The organism is Cognatilysobacter terrigena, assembly GCF_004361065.1.
Lineage (GTDB): Bacteria > Pseudomonadota > Gammaproteobacteria > Xanthomonadales > Xanthomonadaceae > Cognatilysobacter > Cognatilysobacter terrigena.
In genome coordinates, this window is record NZ_SELT01000024.1 from 1 (window position 1) to 17,862 (window position 17,862).

The 17,862-nt window shown below is 67.8% G+C and carries 12 protein-coding genes; 6 read left to right on the forward strand and 6 right to left on the reverse strand.

The window, feature by feature from the left end; translation table 11 throughout:
• Positions 1 to 45: 45 nt before the first annotated feature.
• The 6 genes from EVS83_RS12620 (at position 46) to EVS83_RS12645 (ending at position 10,240) form a co-directional block, all read left to right on the forward strand.
• Entirely contained in the window at positions 46 to 5,331 is a 5,286-nt protein-coding gene (locus EVS83_RS12620) for a beta strand repeat-containing protein (protein ID WP_133501397.1), read from the forward strand.
• A gap of 88 nt (positions 5,332 to 5,419) precedes the next feature.
• Entirely contained in the window at positions 5,420 to 6,607 is a 1,188-nt protein-coding gene (locus EVS83_RS12625) for a TIGR03032 family protein (protein ID WP_246022939.1), read from the forward strand.
• Complete coding sequence (locus EVS83_RS12630; RefSeq protein ID WP_133501399.1) at positions 6,604 to 7,047, forward strand: EF-hand domain-containing protein; 444 nt, start codon at positions 6,604 to 6,606, stop codon at positions 7,045 to 7,047. Before EVS83_RS12625 ends, EVS83_RS12630 begins: the two co-directional genes overlap by 4 nt.
• 3 nt (positions 7,048 to 7,050) lie before the next feature.
• Positions 7,051 to 7,566 carry a hypothetical protein gene (locus EVS83_RS12635; RefSeq protein WP_133501400.1) on the forward strand — a complete coding sequence of 172 codons (516 nt, stop codon included), beginning with the start codon at positions 7,051 to 7,053 and terminating at the stop codon, positions 7,564 to 7,566.
• Between the two features lie 100 nt (positions 7,567 to 7,666).
• Positions 7,667 to 9,313 carry a M4 family metallopeptidase gene (locus tag EVS83_RS12640; RefSeq protein ID WP_133501401.1) on the forward strand — a complete coding sequence of 549 codons (1,647 nt, stop codon included), beginning with the start codon at positions 7,667 to 7,669 and terminating at the stop codon, positions 9,311 to 9,313.
• A gap of 132 nt (positions 9,314 to 9,445) precedes the next feature.
• Entirely contained in the window at positions 9,446 to 10,240 is a 795-nt protein-coding gene (locus tag EVS83_RS12645) for a TrmH family RNA methyltransferase (protein ID WP_133501402.1), read from the forward strand.
• On the opposite strand, the gene EVS83_RS12650 is transcribed toward EVS83_RS12645, so the two are convergent.
• From EVS83_RS12650 to EVS83_RS12675, 6 genes are all read right to left on the reverse strand, one after another.
• Positions 10,237 to 11,481 (reverse strand): sensor histidine kinase, encoded by a 1,245-nt coding sequence (locus EVS83_RS12650; protein WP_246022943.1) that lies wholly within the window; start codon positions 11,479 to 11,481, stop codon positions 10,237 to 10,239. The two genes, EVS83_RS12645 and EVS83_RS12650, sit on opposite strands and share 4 nt — an antisense overlap.
• Before the next feature lie 152 nt (positions 11,482 to 11,633).
• Complete coding sequence (locus EVS83_RS12655) at positions 11,634 to 12,803, reverse strand: methyl-accepting chemotaxis protein (protein WP_133501404.1); 1,170 nt, start codon at positions 12,801 to 12,803, stop codon at positions 11,634 to 11,636.
• Positions 12,804 to 12,927: 124 nt separating this feature from the next.
• Complete coding sequence (locus EVS83_RS12660; RefSeq protein WP_133501405.1) at positions 12,928 to 13,992, reverse strand: protein-glutamate methylesterase/protein-glutamine glutaminase; 1,065 nt, start codon at positions 13,990 to 13,992, stop codon at positions 12,928 to 12,930.
• Complete coding sequence (gene cheD / locus EVS83_RS12665; protein ID WP_133501406.1) at positions 13,989 to 14,600, reverse strand: chemoreceptor glutamine deamidase CheD; 612 nt, start codon at positions 14,598 to 14,600, stop codon at positions 13,989 to 13,991. The genes EVS83_RS12660 and cheD overlap by 4 nt, the downstream gene beginning before the upstream one ends.
• Before the next feature lies 1 nt (position 14,601).
• Positions 14,602 to 15,483: a CheR family methyltransferase gene (locus tag EVS83_RS12670; protein WP_208108742.1), complete on the reverse strand. Its 882-nt coding sequence runs from the start codon at positions 15,481 to 15,483 to the stop codon at positions 14,602 to 14,604.
• Positions 15,476 to 17,710 (reverse strand): putative bifunctional diguanylate cyclase/phosphodiesterase, encoded by a 2,235-nt coding sequence (locus tag EVS83_RS12675; protein WP_133501408.1) that lies wholly within the window; start codon positions 17,708 to 17,710, stop codon positions 15,476 to 15,478. The genes EVS83_RS12670 and EVS83_RS12675 overlap by 8 nt, the downstream gene beginning before the upstream one ends.
• Positions 17,711 to 17,862: the final 152 nt, after the last annotated feature.

Genomic DNA, 17,862 nt, shown 5'->3' on the forward strand with positions numbered 1-17,862 from the left:
GCGACCTCCGCCGTTGGCCTTGCGGATGTGCAGAACGTTGGCGACGTGTACGCCATTTCGTACTCCGCGGGTGGCAGTTACCAGGCATCCGGCCTGGTGGCGTCGTCGTCGGGCGGCACCGCGAACATCGACAACGCGGGTCGCGTCATCGCGGTGGCGGGTTACTCGGCTCACGCAATCGATGCCAGTGGCCAGTACGGCGCGACGGTCTCGAATGACGGGCTGGCGGTCGCCCAGGCTTACATCGCGTACGGCATCGTCGGCAGCTCCGCCGTGGGCGATGTCAGTGTGACAAACACCGCCTACGGTGCGGACGTCGTCTACGGTGTGCTCGCGGTGGGCGTCAAGGGCGCGACGGTGCAGGGCGACATCGCCGTCGACAACGCGGGCACGATCTACACGAAGGCTTATGGCCTTCCGTCGGTCGGCGTCTTCGGCACGTCGACGTACGGCGATATCGCGCTGACCAACAGCGGGGACATCGCTTCGGTCGGCAACGGCACCGGTGTCAGCGCCGAAGCTGTGTTCCTGACCTCGACGCATGGCGATATCCAGGTCGACAACACAGGCGCCATCGACGGAACGGGCGATTACAACGTCTTCGGCGTGCGCACCCGCGCGTCGACGGGCGGCATCACCGTCGACAACGGCGGCAGCATTGCCGCTACCAGCACCTACGGCAGCGCGGTTGGGCTGCTGGCGCAGGCTGGCGGTCCGATCGACATCACGAGCAGTGGCGACGTCCACGCGCAAAGCACCGACGGCCCCGCCGAAGCGATCCTCGCGGTGTCCAACGGCGCGGTCACCCTGACGAATACGGGCTCGATCGGCGCGCAGTCGGCGTATGCGGGTGCGATTGGACTCGACCTCTCTGGCAGCAGCGTCACCGTGAACAACGGCGGCCCCGTCAGCGCGACCGCGTACGGCAATGCCACCGGCATCTACGCCGTTGGCGGTACGGTGCAGATCAACAATGCCGGCGACCTCGCCGTGAGCTCCGCGTACGGCACGGCAGATGGCGTGTTCGCGTACGGGGACGACGTCGACATCCTGAACTCCGGCGGCATCCGTGTATCGGGCTACTCGTGGGCGGCCGGTATCGAGGCGCAGGCCAATAACGGCGTCAGCGTCGACAACAGCGCCGCGATCAGCGCGGTCGCCGCGGACGGCACGGCGTTCGGCATTTACGCCACGAGCGGCACCGGTGCTGCGTCGGTGACGAGCAGCGGCGCGCTCAACGTGACGGTTGCGGGCGGCAGCTACACGTCGTCGGCCACCGGCATCGGTGTTCGCGCAGGCGCGGCCGGCGCGATCGTGGACAACCACGGCGACATGACCGTGAGCGGCTACTACAGCAACGGCATCAGCGTGACGTCGGACGGTACCGCCGTCGTCAATAACGACGGTGCGCTGACTATCGGCGACATGACCTACACCGCAGTCGCGACCGGTATCCATGCGTCGACCGGCTACGACGCCGGCAACATCAGCATCGTCAATGGTGGCGACGTCACGGCGAATGCCGTGTTCATCGCAACGGGCATCGATGCGATCGCCACCGGTGCAGGCAGTACGGTCGACATCACCAACAATGGTGGGGTCGACGTCTACACGCTGTCGCCCAACTACACGACGACAGGCATCCTCGCGTCCGGTGACGGCACGACATCGGTCACGAATGCCGGACGTGTGGCGGTCACGGGTTACGGCACGGTCGACGGTGTCGTCGCCACGTCGGTCAGCGGTCTGGCGAACATCGTCAACAGCGGCGATATCAGCAGCGTGTCCAATGGGTCGGCTTACGCGTATGGCGCGGTCGCGTCGTCGTCGGGCGGTACGGCGCGCGTCGACAATACCGGCGTCATCCAGGCGGCGAGTGCATACGCCGCCTATGGCGTCGAAGCGATCGGCCAGTACGGCGCGACCGTCGCCAACGACGGCTATGCGAGTGCGCAGGCGCTGTTCGCGTACGGCGTAACTGCTCGATCCGGCGCCGGCGACGTCGTCGTGACGAACGGCGCGAATGGCACGGTCTACGCGTACGGCGCACTCGCCATCGGCGTGTTCGGGCGGACCGTGCAGGGCGACGTGTCCGTCACGAACGCGGGCAGCATCCAGACCGACGCCTATGCGCTGCCCTCGATCGGCGTGCGTGGCGCTTCGACGTACGGCGACGTTGCGCTGAACAACAGTGGCGATATCACGTCGATCGGCGTGGGCTCGGCGTCGGGCATCAGCAGCGAAGCCGCATTGCTGACCGCCACGAACGGCGACATCCGCGTCGACAACAGCGGCACCATCAATGCGCTGGGTTACTACGGCGGCTACGCGGTGCGCGCGCGCGCAACGGCCGGGGACGTCGGCGTCGTGAATAGCGGCAGCGTGTACGCGGTCGGTATCGGAGGCGATGCGATCGGTGCACTGGTCGAAGCAGGCGGCGCCGCAACGCTGACGAATACGGGCGACATGACTGCGGTTTCCGTCGACGGCATCGCCAACTCGGCCTTCGCACGTGCGAACGGTGCGATCACCGTCAGCAACGGCGGGTCGATCGGCGCGACGTCGTACGCGAGCGACGCGATCGGCCTGGATCTCGCCGCTGCGAATGTCGGCGTCACCAACACCGGTTCGATCAGTGTGTCGGCTTACGCGCTCGGCATGGGTATCCAGGCGCTTGGCGACACGGTCTCGGTGACGACGAGCGGCGACCTGACTGTCGGGGGTGATGCAGCGTATGGCGCCTATCTGCGCTCGATGTCCACGGCATCCTTCAGCAACACCGGCACAGCCACGGTGACCGGCGATGGGGCGTTCGGCGCGGCGGTCTTAAGCGATCAGCTCGCGAACGCTGTGAATAGCGGCACGTTGGCGGTCTCTGGCGGAACCGGTGCGTTTGGCCTGGAGGTGGGCGGCGTCGGCAACGGTGCGGTGGCCAACAACGGCGCAATCGCTGTCGATGCGCAGGGCATGGCGGTCGGCATCGCTGCGTCAAATCAAGGCTCGAGCATCGCGCGCAACAGTGGCACGCTGACGGTAAGCGGTGACACGGTGGCGGCGGGCATCAGCGCATCAGGATATGCCGGTACGACGATTGCAAACCTCGCCGGTTTGATCGACGTCACGTCGATCACGGGCGATGCATTCGGAATCCAGGGTGACAGCGGCGCCACGCTCACGATCGACAACGGCGCATCGATCAACGCAACGGGTTACGGCTCGGCCACGGGTATTTCGGCGCAGATCTTCGCGAACGCCGGCATTCTCAATCGCGGCTCGATCGTTGCGCTGTCGAATTACGGCGCAGCCACCGGCATTGAAACGGGTGGCCAAGGCGCACTTGCGGTGGAGAATCGTTCGACCATTACGGCACAGGCCGGCGCGGCGGCGACGGGTATCGCCATGACGAACGGCGTTGGTGCGACGTCGCTGCTCAACAGCGGCACCGTTTCCGCAACGTCGACCGGCGGCGAGGCCATCGGTGTGCGTGGCGGTAGCGCCGGCACGGTCGTCGTCGACAACCGCGGACTGATTACCTCCACGAGCAATACGTCGGCGGTGGCGGTCAGCTTCGACACGGCGGGCACGCTGCTCAACTCGGGCACGTTGTCGCCAATCGCCGGTGGCGATGCGGCGGTCGCCGTGCGCGGCGATGCCGGCGTGCAGGACATCCGCAACAGCGGCTCGATCACCGGTGCCGTCATCACGGGCGCGGGTGACGATCGCTTCGTCAACAACAGTGGCGGCACCTGGACGGTGTCGAACGCGTCGACCGACTTCGGCGACGGCAACGATACGCTCGTGAACTCGGCGAACGGCCACATCGTGCTCGATGGCGGTTCGATCGCCTTCGGCACGGGCGACGACACGCTCACCAATGCCGCGGGCGCCACGCTGTTGTTGAGCGGTGGATCGATCCGCTTCGGCTCCAGCACCGCCGGCAACGTCTTCGCCAACGCGGGCACGCTGCGGATCCTCGACACGGGCCTGATCGACATGGGAGCGGCGAACGCGAAGGCGTTCACCAACACCGGCCTGATCGACATGGCGAACGCCAGCCCGACCGACACGCTGACGCTCAACGGCAACTTGGCGGGTGCGGGTCGCCTCGCAATCGACCTCGATCCGAACGGCGGCGGCGCTGATCACTTCGTCGTGAACGGCAATGTGGCCGCCGGCACCACGCAGGCGGTCGATGTCTACTTCACCGCGCTGCCGTCGAACGGCGTGGTGACGGCGACCGAGTTCGCTCGCGTGAGCGGCACCTCGACGGCCGACGCGTTCGTCGGCGGCCAGCTCATCGGCTACTCGCCCGCCGACTTCCTCGACCTGAAGATCGGCGTGACGAGCTCGATCTCGGCCAGCAACGCCTCGCCCGACATCTTCTACGTCGGCCTCGACGTTGCGGGCCTCAATACCGCCGGCGCACTGGCGGCTACGGTTGCGCCGGCGGCACACAGCCTGATGGCGGCGCAGGTGGGTACGTGGCGTGAGCGGATGGGTTTCGATCCGTCGCGCGGCGATGGCCGCGTCGGGCTCGGCCCGTGGGTGCGCGTATTCGGTGAGCATGGTCGCGTGTCGCCGAAGAATCTCGGCACGACGATGGGCTCGTCGGGTGATCTTCGCTTCGACCAGTCGATGCACGGCACGGAGGTCGGCTTCGACGCGCATGTCGGTGCCGGCGTGCACGTCGGTCTGCTGGTCGGCGAGGCCGATGCGAGCCAGAACCTCGTCGCGCGTACGGGCACTGACCATCTCCGCGGCGAGACGTCCGGGCTGTATGGAACCTGGTTCGGCGCCAACGGCACGTACGTCGACCTGTCGTATCGCTGGAACAATTTCACGGCAAAGATGAACTCGTCGGCTGGCGTCCAGACCACGCGCGGCGACGGTACGGCAATGAACCTCGAAGCGGGCTTCGGCGGCCTGTCGTTCGGCGGCATCAATGTCGTTCCACAGGTGCAGTACACGCGCAGCAAGATCGACAACATCGACGCGGTGCAGGGTGCCACGGCCGTCTTCGCTGCCGATGGCGGACGTTCCAGCCGGGCTCGTGTCGGCCTCGAGTTCAACACGCTTCTGCGCAGCGGCGCGGTGACGTGGATGCCGTACGGTGCGCTGAGCGCCGTGCGGGAATTCGATGGTCAGACGTCCTACGACATCGCGGGCGCATTCAGCGGGGTGACGTCGACCGAAGGCACCAGTGCGAAGGTGAATCTCGGCGTCGGCATGCAGTATCGCGGCGTCAGTGTGTCGGGCGGCGTGGACTGGACAGACGGCGGCGCGCTGCAGGACTTCCTCGGCGGCCAGCTGATCGTTCGTTACACCTGGTAATCGCATGCGGCCGGCGGACCCATCCGCCGGCCAAGCGCGCCAGATCCCACTGGCATACTCGTTCGACGATTCACTTCCGGAGTTCCACGTGGCGACCGAGAAAGACGCGGACGCAACGCGCATCAATGAGAACAGCGAGCCGGCTGGCTCGCAGGCGCGCCTCGACACGGTCGGTGCCGAAGCGCCGTCGCCCGCTGCGAAGTCGCCGGTCGACCTCAGTCAGCTCAAGGCCGACAAGAGTTGCTCGCGCGGTCTTGCAGGTTGGCTCGCGCAGAACCGCATGTCGCTCGCGATCTCGTCGTATCAGAGTGGGCGCATCTACCTCGTCGGCAGCGACGCGCAAGGGCGCGTGTCGTTCTTCGAGCGCATCTTCGAACGCGCGATGGGTGTGGTCGGCAACGCGCAGCGCATCTATCTCGGCGGTCTCTACCAGCTTTGGCGCTTCGAGAACGTGCTGCGCCCGAACGAGGTCATCCACGGCCAGTACGACAAGTGCTACGTGCCGCGTAACGCGCAGACGATCGGTGATCTCGACATCCACGAGCTCGGCATCCGTAGCGATGGCCGAGTCGTGTTCGTCAACACGAAATATTCCTGCCTCGCCGAGCTGAGCACGACGCACAGCTTCAAAGCGATCTGGAAGCCCAACTTCATCAGCCGCCTCGCGCCCGAAGACCGGTGCCATCTCAACGGCCTGGCCATGGTCGATGGACGTCCGAAGTACGTCACGGCGGTTTGCCGCAGCGACAGCGTCGACGGTTGGCGCGATCGACGCCGCGACGGCGGTGTGGTGATCGATGTCGAAACCGACGAGATCGTCTGCGAGGGACTTTCGATGCCGCATTCGCCGCGCTGGGCGAACGGCAAGCTTTGGGTGCTGAACGCGGGCACGGGACATCTCGGTTGGGTCGACTTCGAACGCAAGGCGTTCGTGCCGCTCACCTTCGTTCCGGGATTCGCGCGTGGCCTATCGATTGTCGGCAATGTCGCCGCGGTGGGTCTCTCGAAGCCGCGCAACCAGCGGTTCGAGGGCCTGGATCTCGACGACGAGCTGCGCAAACGCGACGCCGATCCGTGGTGCGGCGTGCAAATCGTTTCGCTCACGAACGGCGACGTCCTCAACTGGATCCGTTTCGAGGGCGATGTCACCGAATTGTTCGACATCAGTTTCCTGCCCGGAGTCCGCAATCCGATGATGATCGGCCTGCGTACGGCGGAAATCCGTGACCTCATCACGTTCGAATCCGCCATTCCCGGCGCGGAGCTCGCTCCATGAACCGCTCGAAGACTGCTCTGATCCTCTCGATGTTGCTGCTGCCATCCGCGGCGTTCGCAGCCAATCCGCCGCCGGCCGCGAACAAGGCGACGCCACCGAATCCCGCGGACACCGTATTCACCGCATGGGACGCGGACCACAACGGTTCGCTGACGCAAGCGGAGTTCCGCCAAGGCTGGGCGCGACTGCAGACCCGCATGCAGGTGGAACAGCGGCTGCGTGCGCAGTTCCAGCATCTGGACACCGACCGCAATGGCACCATCGACGCCAAGGAATACGCGGGGGTCGAACTCGCAAAGAAGGCGGGCACCGCGGCGCCGATGTCGCGCTTCGATCTGAACTACGACCAGAAGTTGAACTTCGCCGAGTACGTCGGCCTGGTGCAGACGCTGGCGCCGAACATGCCTGCGCCCGCAGCGGCGCCCGCGACGGGGCGCTGACCTGTGGCCACCGACACCGTCGCGCTCTGGAAGCGTGTGACGCCCCAGGTACAGGACGAGCTCGTCGAATTCTGGCTGCGCCATCGCGCGCTGCCGAGCCGCGAAGTGGCCGAGCAGCGCGCGCAGCAGGCGGTCGCGATCGGGCGCGATGACGACGGTGCGATCTGGGGCGTGTCGACCGCGTCCCTTCGGGTGTTGCCACGCCTGCGTCAACCGGTCTACGCCTATCGGCAGTTCTTCGCGGCATCGCATCGTGGACGCGGCGCCGCGCGCGAGTTCGCCATCGCGTCACGCGCCATTCTCGAGGCCTATAACGCATCGCTCGCAGCGCCCGAATCGCTCGGCGTGCTGCTCGAATTCGAAAACCGCGACCTCGGGGCGCGCTACACAGGCGCCGTCGAAAGCGGGTTTGTATTCATCGGTTACTCGCCGCGCGGCTTTGCGCAGCGCATTTCCTATTTCGACGGTGCGCAGCTGGCGCACGTTGGACTGCCGGCCCAAGTTCGGCGCCGCGCATGAGCACTACATCGTTGATCCACGTGTCGTCCGGGCCGCGTTGCGGCTCATCCGTCGTGCTGCCATCGGTGCGGCCGACCTCATCGCTCCAGGGGAATTGACCATGCAGCATCCGCTTCGTTCGTTGACCGCCGCGATCGTCGCGGCTCTCGTCGTTTCCGCTCCCGCAAGCGCCGGTGCGCTGAACGCGGCCACGCGTTCGGCCGTCGCCCAGCGCGCGCTGGGCCTTGCGCAGGGGCCGATGGCGGCCAGCCTGCGTCGTGCCGACGCCGACGCATTCGTGAGCAACGACGCCACCATCGACCGCAACGGGACCGAGCACGTCCGCTTCGCGCGCACGTACCGCGGCCTTCCGGTGATCGGCGGTGACTTCGTCGTGCACTCGCGCAACGGCCAGGCGGTCGGCGTGAGTCAGATGCTCGCCACGACCGCGCGACCGGACATCGTCCCGTCGGTGTCGCGCGATCGCGCGATCGTCGAAGCGGGCGCGCATTTCGGCACCGGCTTCGTGGGCATGCCGACCGCACGCCTCGTCGTCTACGCGCGACGCGGATCGCCGACGCTTGCCTATGAAGTCACGTTCTCCGGCAAGAAGGCCGACCAGACGCCGACCGACATGCATTACTTCGTCGACGCGCGCACGGCTGCGGTGCTCGACCAGTGGGACACCGTCGAAACGGCGGTCCAGGGGCCGGATGGCGGCGCGTCGCCGATCTGCGCGGGTGCGGTCGCCAAGACGGGCTCCGGCGCCACGTTCACGTCGGGCACCGTGGCGCTTGCCACCGTGCTGTGTCCGAGCGGCAACTATCAGCTGGTCGACACCACCCGTGGCAACGCGTTCGTGACCAACATGGGCACGCAGACGTTTGGCAACGGCAACATGATGGTCGACGCCGACAATGTGTGGGGCAACGGGCAGAAGTCGAACGCGCAGACCGCGGGTGCGGACGTCGCCTACGGTGTGGGCATGACGTGGGACTACTACGCCAACGTCCACAGCCGTAACGGCATCGCCAACGACGGCGTGGGCGCCGTGAGCCGCGTCCATTACGGACGCAACTACGCCAACGCATTCTGGTCCGACAACTGCTTCTGCATGACCTACGGCGATGGCGACGGCCTCTCGACCAACCCGCTGACCGTGCTCGACGTGTCCGGCCACGAAATGAGCCACGGCGTCACGAGCCGCACCGCGCGCCTCGTCTACTCGGGCGAGTCCGGCGGTCTGAACGAGGCGACGTCGGACATCTTCGGCACGATGGTCGAGTTCTACGCAAACAATCCCAACGATCGTCCGGACTATCTGATCGGCGAGAACGTCTATGCGGTCAACCCGACGGGTCTGAAGGCCCTTCGCTACATGTTCAAGCCCAGCCTCGATGGCGCGTCGCCCGACTGCTACTCCGGCAGCATCGGCAGCAAGGACGTGCACTACAGCTCGGGCGTCGCCAACCACTTCTTCTACCTGCTTGCGGAGGGCGCCGTGGTGCCTGCTGGCTTCGGTGCAGGGACGTCGTACAACCTGACGCCGGCGTCGCTCGTCTGCAACGGCAATACGGGGCTGGTCGGCATCGGTCGCGATGCTGCGCAGAAGATCTGGTACAAGGCGCTGACCACGTACATGGTGTCCACGACCAACTACGCGGGGGCCCGCGCCGCGACGCTCAGCGCCGCTACCGACCTGTACGGCGTCGGTTCGGCGCAGTACAACGCAGTCGCCGCGGCGTGGAGTGCGGTCAGCGTCAACTGATCGACGCCATCTTCGTGACGCAGAACATGCCCGCCGTATGGCGGGCATGTTCGTTTGTGGCCAGACGGCCGGTTGAGGCAGAGGACGCGTCGCATCGACGACAATGGGCGACGTGACCGCGGAGCCCAGCCGATGAACCGACCGTATCCCCCGCGCGGGCGTCCGCCGCGCGATGACGCGCCCGAGCGTGCCGTGCGCGATGAGGTGCGGTTGTACGGGCTCAACGCGGTGCGCGCGGTGTTCGCACGGCGACCCGAAGCCATCCGTAAGGTCTATCTGGCCGAAGCACGCATTCCCGCGTTGCAGCCGCTTCTGAAGTGGTGTGTGGCGAATCGCGTCGGTTATCGCGTCGTCGAGGATGCAGACCTCCAGAAGCTCGCGGCGAGTTCGCATCACGAAGGCGTCGTGGCGGACGTGTTGCGCGATGCGCCGATGCCGTTGTCGACCTGGCTACGCGATCTGCCGGCCGGGCCGCAGTGCGCGCTGTGGCTGGATGGTGTCGGCAATCCGCACAACCTCGGCGCGATCCTGCGTTCGGCGGCGCATTTCGGTATCGCCGCGATCCTCGTGCCGAAGGAATCGACGCTCGCGCTCTCCGGCGCCGCGGCGCGCGTTGCGGAAGGCGGCGCCGAGTCCGTGCCGATGGTGCGGCTTGGTCGCGCGGACAACTCGATCGCGCAGCTTCACGGCGCAGGCTTCCGGCTCGCGGCGACGCTGGTCGACGGCGGGGATGACGTGTTCACGGCGGCGTTGCCGGAACGCCTCGTCTACGTGATGGGCGCGGAAGGCGAGGGCATGGATCGCGCCTTCGCGTCCGCCTGCGACCTGCGTGTGTCGATTCCGGGTAGCGGCGCAGTCGAAAGCCTCAACGTCGCGAGTGCGACGGCGGTTCTGCTCGCCGAATGGCGTCGACGCGTCGCGCGTTAGCCCTGCAGGACGCCGGCGCGCGCGTCGCTTTCCGGCGGTAGCGGTAGCACGGCCTCGATCGTCGTGCGGCCGGGGCGGCTTTCGAGCGTGAGCGCGCCACCGACCAGGCGCGCGCGTTCGCGCATGGTGATCAGGCCGAGGCCCGCACGATGGTCGGCAGGAATGCCGCGGCCGTCGTCCTCCACGCGCAAACGCAGTTCGACGTCGTCGCAGTGCAGATGCACGACGACGCGGCCTGCGCGCGCATGGCGCAGCACGTTCGTGAGTGCTTCCTGCGCAATGCGGAAGCACGCGAGTTCGACGTCGCGCGGCGGGCGACAGTCCAGCGGCGGGATGTCCAACTCGATGGCCGGAAGATCGCCGCGGAACAGCGCGCCGGCTTGCCAGCGCAGCGCGGCTTCGAGGCCCAGCGCATCGAGCTGCGGCGGGCGCAACAGCAGCGAGAGATCGCGAAGTTTGGCGACGGTCTGATCGGCGATCTGGCCGATTTCCTGCGCGGTTTCCGCGACCACTGCGGTTCGCGGCGGATCGGGCTCGTGCATCAGCGAACTGGCGCAGAGTTTGATCGCAGTGATGGCCTGGCCGATGTCGTCGTGCAGCTCGCGCGACAGCGAAGCACGTTCGTCTTCCTGCACGCTCATGAGGCGACGCGTCAGCGTTTCCAATTCCGCCCGTTGCGCATCGAGACGGGCGGCCAGCGCGCGATCCGCGCCGCGGTCGCTGACCTGCACGAGGCGTGTGACGGCCCCGCCGAGGTCGACATCGCGCGCGGAGACGTGCGCTTCGAGCGGGCCGGCGCCGCGGCGACGCATCAGGACGTCGCGATCGAACGGGGCGGCGTCGATGACCGCGGTCGCATCGTGCGGGTCGATGAAGAGGGTGGCGACGTCCAGCGCCGCAAGGTCGCCATCGCCGAGGCCGAGCAGGGTGCGCGCCGCGGGGTTTGCCGCATGCACGTGGCCCTCGACGACGAGCAGCACGCCCTGCGGCAGCGTGTCGGCGAGTTCGAGCAGCGAGCGCTCGCAATCGGCGGCGGGGTCGGATGTGCCGTCGAGCGCGCGCCGCATCGCGGAGGCGGCGAACGCCGCAGCGGCGAGGGTGCCGACGGTGACGGCCGCCGCGGCGCGGAGGTCGAGGTGCAGGGCGTAGGGCACGCCGAGGGCGATGAGCAGCACCGGCACCAGGGGGAGCGCGGCCTGCACAGGCGAGCGGTGCGGGGGCACGGGCGCATCCATGGGCATGGCGGCAGTGTGCCCAGCCGGCGTCGGGGCGTCGACCCCGGACGGCATTGGACGTTCGGCCAGCGTTCGGCGGCGTGGACGCCCAAAACGATCGGGGCCGCGCACGGGTATGTCCGGCGGCGGCCCCGAAGCGTGTCGCGATCAGGCGCGGATCAGAACAGCTCGATGCCGCCGGCGTCCATCGACTGCTGCATCACCGGCTTGTGCGGCGGGCGCTCCCACTCGCCGCGCATCGAGGCGATGCGCTGGGCGATCTGGGCGAGCGCGCGCTGCACTTCGGCGTCGTGATGCGGGCGGTGCAGGAGCTCCTGCAGCGCGACCGCTTCGCGGTTGATCGAGGCGAGGCGATCGAGGTGCACGTTGGCCGCACCCAGCGCCTGCGTGGCGATGTCTTCGAACTGCAGCGAGCGCACGGCTTCGCCGACCGAACCGTCGATCGAGCGACCGCATTCGGAGATGTCGCGCATGCCGTTGCTCAGCGAGCGGTTGATGCCTTCGACGCGCTCCAGCATCGACGCGGCTTCGCCACGCGCGCTGCGGGCACGATCCATGTCGCGCGAGGCCATCGTCGTCACGGTGTCGCGCACCTTGGCGATCGCGTCCTTCGACGAATAGGCGAGCTTGCGGATCTGCTCGTTGAAGGCGGTGCTGCGCTCGGAGAGGTTGCGCACTTCGTCGGCGACCACCGCGAAGCCGCGGCCCGCTTCACCGGCGCGCGCCGCTTCGATGGCCGCGTTGAGCGCGAGCAGGTTGGTCTGGTCGGCGATCGACTTCACGTCCTCGAGGAGGGCGAAGATGCCGTCCAGATGCTCGGCCATCGCGTCGATGTGCGTCACCGTGTGGCTGCTCTGGCCGGACACGGCCTCGAGCGCCTCGACGAGCTGCTCCATCTGCTGGCTGGCCTGCACGGCGAAGCGCTGCACGTCGACGCCGCCGCCGTTGTCACCGGTGCGGTCGACGATGCGCGCCACGATCTGGCTCTGCTCGCGCGACTTGCGGTTCACCGCCTCGAAGCTGGTGCCGAGCTTGGCGACCGCCTCACGGATGAGGTCCTTGGTGCGGTCCATTTCGTGCTTGCTGCCGTTGATCTCGGTCGACACGAACGTGCGCAGCTCGTCGAGCACGCGCATCTGCTCGCGCACCATCGAGACCTGCTTGCCGCCGGTGTGGCTGACGGACCAGGCGAAGGCGAGCCAGGCGGCCGTCATCGTCACCAGCGCGCCCCACTTCACGGCGGACGGCCAGCCAAGGCCGACGGCCAGCATGACGAGCAGGGTGAGCGCGACCGGCGCTGCGATTCGGATGAGTACGCGGGAGTCCATCACGGCTCTCTTGAAGAGGGTCACTTGCGATAACGGCACTGCGGGAAGGGGCTTTAGTGGCTTGCGTCGCGAATTTCGACGCGAGGTGCCGTTCGATCGCGATGCATGCGCGAACGTGAACCGCTCAGTCGCGGTCCGTCGCCGCGAGCAGGCGCGAGGCCACGTCGCCGAGCGGCAAGACGTCCTGCGCCGCGCCGCGTGCCACCGCCGCGCCGGGCATGCCCCAGACGACGCTGGTCGCCTGGTCCTGCGCGACGGTCGCCGCGCCGGAATCGCGCAGCTTCAACAGGCCCCGCGCGCCGTCTTCGCCCATGCCGGTGAGCAGGGCCGCGGCGGCGTTCCGGCCGGCGTGCGCCGCGACCGAGTCGAACAGGACGTCGACGCTGGGGCGATGGCCGTTGACCGGGGCGTCGTCGCCCAGGCGGCACAGCCAGCGCGCACCGCTGCGCTGCACGCGCAGATGGAAGCCGCCGGGCGCGACGTAGGCGTGGCCGGGCATGATCTGCTGGCCGTCTTCCGCCTGCAGCACGGTCATCTTGCTGTTGCGGTTGAGGCGCTCGGCGAACGGCGCACTGAACTGCGCCGGGATGTGCTGGGCGATGACGACCGCCGGTGCATCCGCAGGCATGGACGACAGCACTTCGCGGATGGCTTCGGTGCCGCCGGTCGATGCGCCGATCGCGAGCAGGCGGTCGGTGGTGCGGTATGACGTGATCGCGGTACTGGCATTCGCAGCACGGGGTTCGATGCGCGCGACCCGAGCATGCGCGGCGGCATGCACCTTCTCACGCAGCACCGTCGCGTAGTCGACCATGCCACGCGCCACGTCGATGCTCGGCTTGGTGACGAAGTCGACCGCGCCGAGCGCGAGCGCATCGAGCGTTACCGTCGCTCCGGCCTGCGTGAGCGACGACACCATCACGACCGGCATCGGGCGCAGGCGCATGAGGTTCTGCAGGAACGTCAGCCCGTCCATGCGCGGCATCTCGACGTCGAGCGTCAGCACGTCGGGGTTGAGCTGCTTGATCTTGTCGCGGGCGATGAAGGGATCGGCGGCCGCGCCGACGACCTGGATGCCCGGATCCGCCGACAGCAGCTCCGTCATGAGCTGACGGATCAGCGCGGAGTCGTCGACGATCAACACGCGGACCGGTCGGCCTGCGGCCGCGGCGGTCGTGACTGCACTCATGAAAACAGTTCCACGCTACCGGCAACAGGCGTATGCGAAAGCCGGCCGTACAGGGCGCGCTCGGCCTTGACGATTTCCTCGTCGCGGGTGACCGGCAGGTGGCGCACGAGCGCCCGGCCGGTCTGCACGAAGAAGCAGACCTTGCGCGGATGGATGTCGCCCAGATCCTGCGCGACGATGGGGATGTTCTCGGCGTCGAGGTAGTCGAGAACGAAGCGTGCGTTGCGCGTGCCGATCGGATCGCTGGTGAAGCCGCGCAGCACGTTGCCGCCGCCGAACACCTTGGCCTGCAGGCGCGAGCGACGCGCGCCACGCTTGAGCAGGTCGTTGATCAACAGTTCCATCGCATGCGCGCCATAACGCGCGCTGCCGTCCGATCGCGCCGCCATCGACGCGGGCTCCGCATCGGGCAGCATGAAGTGGTTCATGCCGCCGACGCCCAGCGCCGGGTCGTAGATGCACGCGGCCACGCACGAGCCGAGCAGCGTGACGATCGCCATCGCCTGGTCGCTGACCCGATAGTCGGCCGGCAACAGACGGAACGCGTGCGTCTGCAGCGCTTCGTCGTAATAGGTGCCAGGATCGGCGATGGCGAGTGCGGCACCCATGTCAGCGGCGAGGCATGTAGATGGTGCGGCCGCAGCCGGTGAACAGGTCGGCGGCGTGGTGGAAGCTTTCCGAATGCCCGGCGTACAGGCGGCCTTCGGCGCCGAGCAGCGGACGCATGCGCGACAGCACCTGGTACTGCGTCGGCTTGTCGAAATAGATCATCACGTTGCGGCAGAAGATCGCCGTGAGTCCCGGCGCGACGCAATAGGTGGAGTCGAGCAGGTTGAGCGGCTGGAACTCGACGAGGTCGCGCAGGGCCGGCTTGACGCGGCACTGGCCGGCATTCGGGCCGCTGCCGCGCAGGAAGAACGCCTGCTTGCGCTCCTCCGAGAGGTCGGCGATGCGATCGAGCGTATACACGCCGCGTTCCGCCGTTTCCAGCACCTGTGTATCGATGTCGGTGGCGAGGATGCGCACCGGCGGCGTCATCGTGCCGAAGGCTTCGCAGGCGGTGATCGCGAGCGACCACGGCTCTTCGCCGGTCGACGCCGCCGCGCACCAGATACGCAGCGGTTCGCCGTTCGGCTTGCGCGCATGCGCCTCGCGCAGCTGCGTGATCAGCGCGTCGAAGTGATACGCCTCGCGGAAGAACGAGGTGAGGTTGGTCGTGAGGCAGTTGACGAACGCCTGCCACTCGTCCGCATCACCGCGGAACTCGAGGAAGTCGAGGTAGTCGCCGAAGCGCGAGAAGCCGTGCGCGCGAAGGCGACGCACGAGGCGGCTGTACACCATGTCGCGCTTGTGCGGACCGAGCGCGATGCCCGCGCGCTGGTGGATCAGCTTGCAGATGCGGGCGAAGTCGCGATCGTCGAACTCGAATGTGCGTTCGAGCGCCGAGCCGACCGGCGCGTCCTCGCGCCGGCGGCGGGTTGCCTCAGCCATCCTGGCGCTCCCGCTGCAGCCACGGCGCATTGGCCGGGTTGGACGTCTGCGCCGCGAGCCACTTCTCGAAGGCCTGCGGTGCGAGCGCCGGCGAGTAGAGGAAGCCCTGCGCCGCGTTGCAGCCGATGCCGCGCAGCAGCTCGGCCTGCGCGTGGTTCTCCACGCCTTCCGCCGTAACGTGCAGTTCCATGTTGCGGGAGATCAGCACGATGGAGCGCACGATCGCGGCATCGCCGCGGTTGTCGAGCATGTCGCGCACGAACGAGCGGTCGATCTTGACGCGATCGATCGGGAAGCGCTGCAGCATGGACAGCGATGCGAAGCCGGTGCCGAAGTCGTCGAACGAGAGCTTGACGCCGCGGTCGCGCAGCGCGGCCAGCGCGCGCGACGCGCTGTCGTCCGGATTGAGGGCGATCGTCTCGGTGATTTCGAGTTCGAGCTGCTCGGCCGGCAGGCCGGTGTCGCGCAGCGCTTCGTCGACGTCGTGGCGCAGGTCGGTTTCGTGCACCTGACCCGGGAAAAGATTGATGCTGATGGCGATGCGCCGGCCGCCGACTTCCGGCCACGAGGCCGCGTCGCGGCAGGCCTGGCGGATGATCCAACGGCCGACGTCGTTCGCGAGCGCGCTGCCCGCGAGAACGTCGAGGAACGCGGCGGGCGAGAGCAGGCCGCGCTCCGGATGGCGCCAGCGCAGCAGCGCTTCCGCGCCGAAGGTGAAGCCGTTCGTGAGGTCGATCTGCGGCTGGTAATGGAGTTCGAACTCACCGCGCGCGAACGCACGGCGCAACTCGACTTCCAGCATGCGGCGATCGATGACTTCGCGGCGCATGCCGAGGTCGTACCGGCACCACTGGCGGCCGCCCCGTGCCTTCGCCTTGTACAGCGCGAGGTCGGCGCGCGCGATCAGCTCGCTCGCGTTCGGCAGCGAGTCCTCGCTGTGCAGGTCTTCGCGGACGGCGAGGCCGACGCTCGCTTCGAGATGCATCGGCGTACCGCTGATCTCCATCGGCTCGTTGACCGAATGCAGCATGCGTTCGAGATGTGCCGGCAGGTCGACGGTGTCGATGTCGGTGAACAGCACGCCGAATTCGTCGCCGCCGAAACGGCCGACCTGCGCGTTCGACGGCAGCGCCATGCGGAGGCGCGCGGCTGTGGTCTGAAGCACGAGGTCACCGGCCGCGTGGCCGAGCGTGTCATTAATCGTCTTGAAGTTGTCGAGGCCGAGCAGCGCGAGTGCAACCGGCGTGTCGGTCGCCTCCAAACGCGCCGTCAGCGCTTCGACCAGCGCCGTACGGTTCGGCAGGCCCGTCAGCGCGTCGTACAGAGCGAGCTGGCGCAGCGTCGCCTGCTGCGCGAGATCGTCGGTGATGTCGCGCAGGATGATCGCCTTGCCATGGCCCTGGCCCAGGCGCCACGTGCAACGCGTCGCTTCGAGCGAGCGCACATCGCCATTCGGGCCGAAGGCGTGCAGGCGGACTTGCGGCGCGCGCCCGAGCAGGGCATCGCCGTCTTCGGCATGTAGCCACGTATGCGCGGCGAGCGCGTCGTTCTGCAGCTGCGTGGGAAACAGGAGTTCGACCGGCATGCCGCGCATGCGTCGGCCGCGGATGCCGAACAGCAGTTCGGCGGCGCGATTGGCGAGCGTCACCTGACCGTGTTCGTCGGTGACGATCATCGCGCTGAAGCCCGCCTGCATGATCTGCGTGGCGATGCGATTGCGACGCTGCAGGCGCTGGCGTTCGACCAGTCGCTCGCCGAGACCGGCGACGCGCGTCAAGGTCTGCACGGTGTCGCGACCGGCCGCGTCGCGCGGATGACGATCGGCGACGGCGAGCGTGCCGACGTGGCGACCGTGCTCGCCCAGCAGCGCCTGCGCATGGATGAAGCGGATGCCGGGATAACCGGCGACCACGGACTCGTTGACGAAGCAGGCATCGTCCAGCGCATCGGGCACCGTCAGGCGCGGCACTTCCGAACTGAGCGATGCACCGAGCGCGAGCAACGCGCTGTCGAGGCTTGCATCGAGTCCGAAGCGCGCCACGACGCGCGCACGCGCTTCACCATCCGACAACGCGACCCACGCGAACGGTGCGTCGGCGACGCGCGCGGCGAGCGCGGCAAGGTCATCGAATTCGTCGCCCCACGCGTGCGCATCCGGCGCCGAGCCCGGCACGAGCGACGACGACACGTCGAGGGCGTCGTCAGCAGGGGAGGGAATCAGCGCCATGGAGGTCCTTCGGTGGGGGCGTCCTGCACAGGCGTGCGACACAGGCCCGCGCTATTGGGTTAACGGCATGGGCTGGAGCGACTTGAACGTCGACGCGCGAAACCGGACAGCGTCGATGTCGAGGCGATCACAGAGCGCGGGCGGTTCGCATC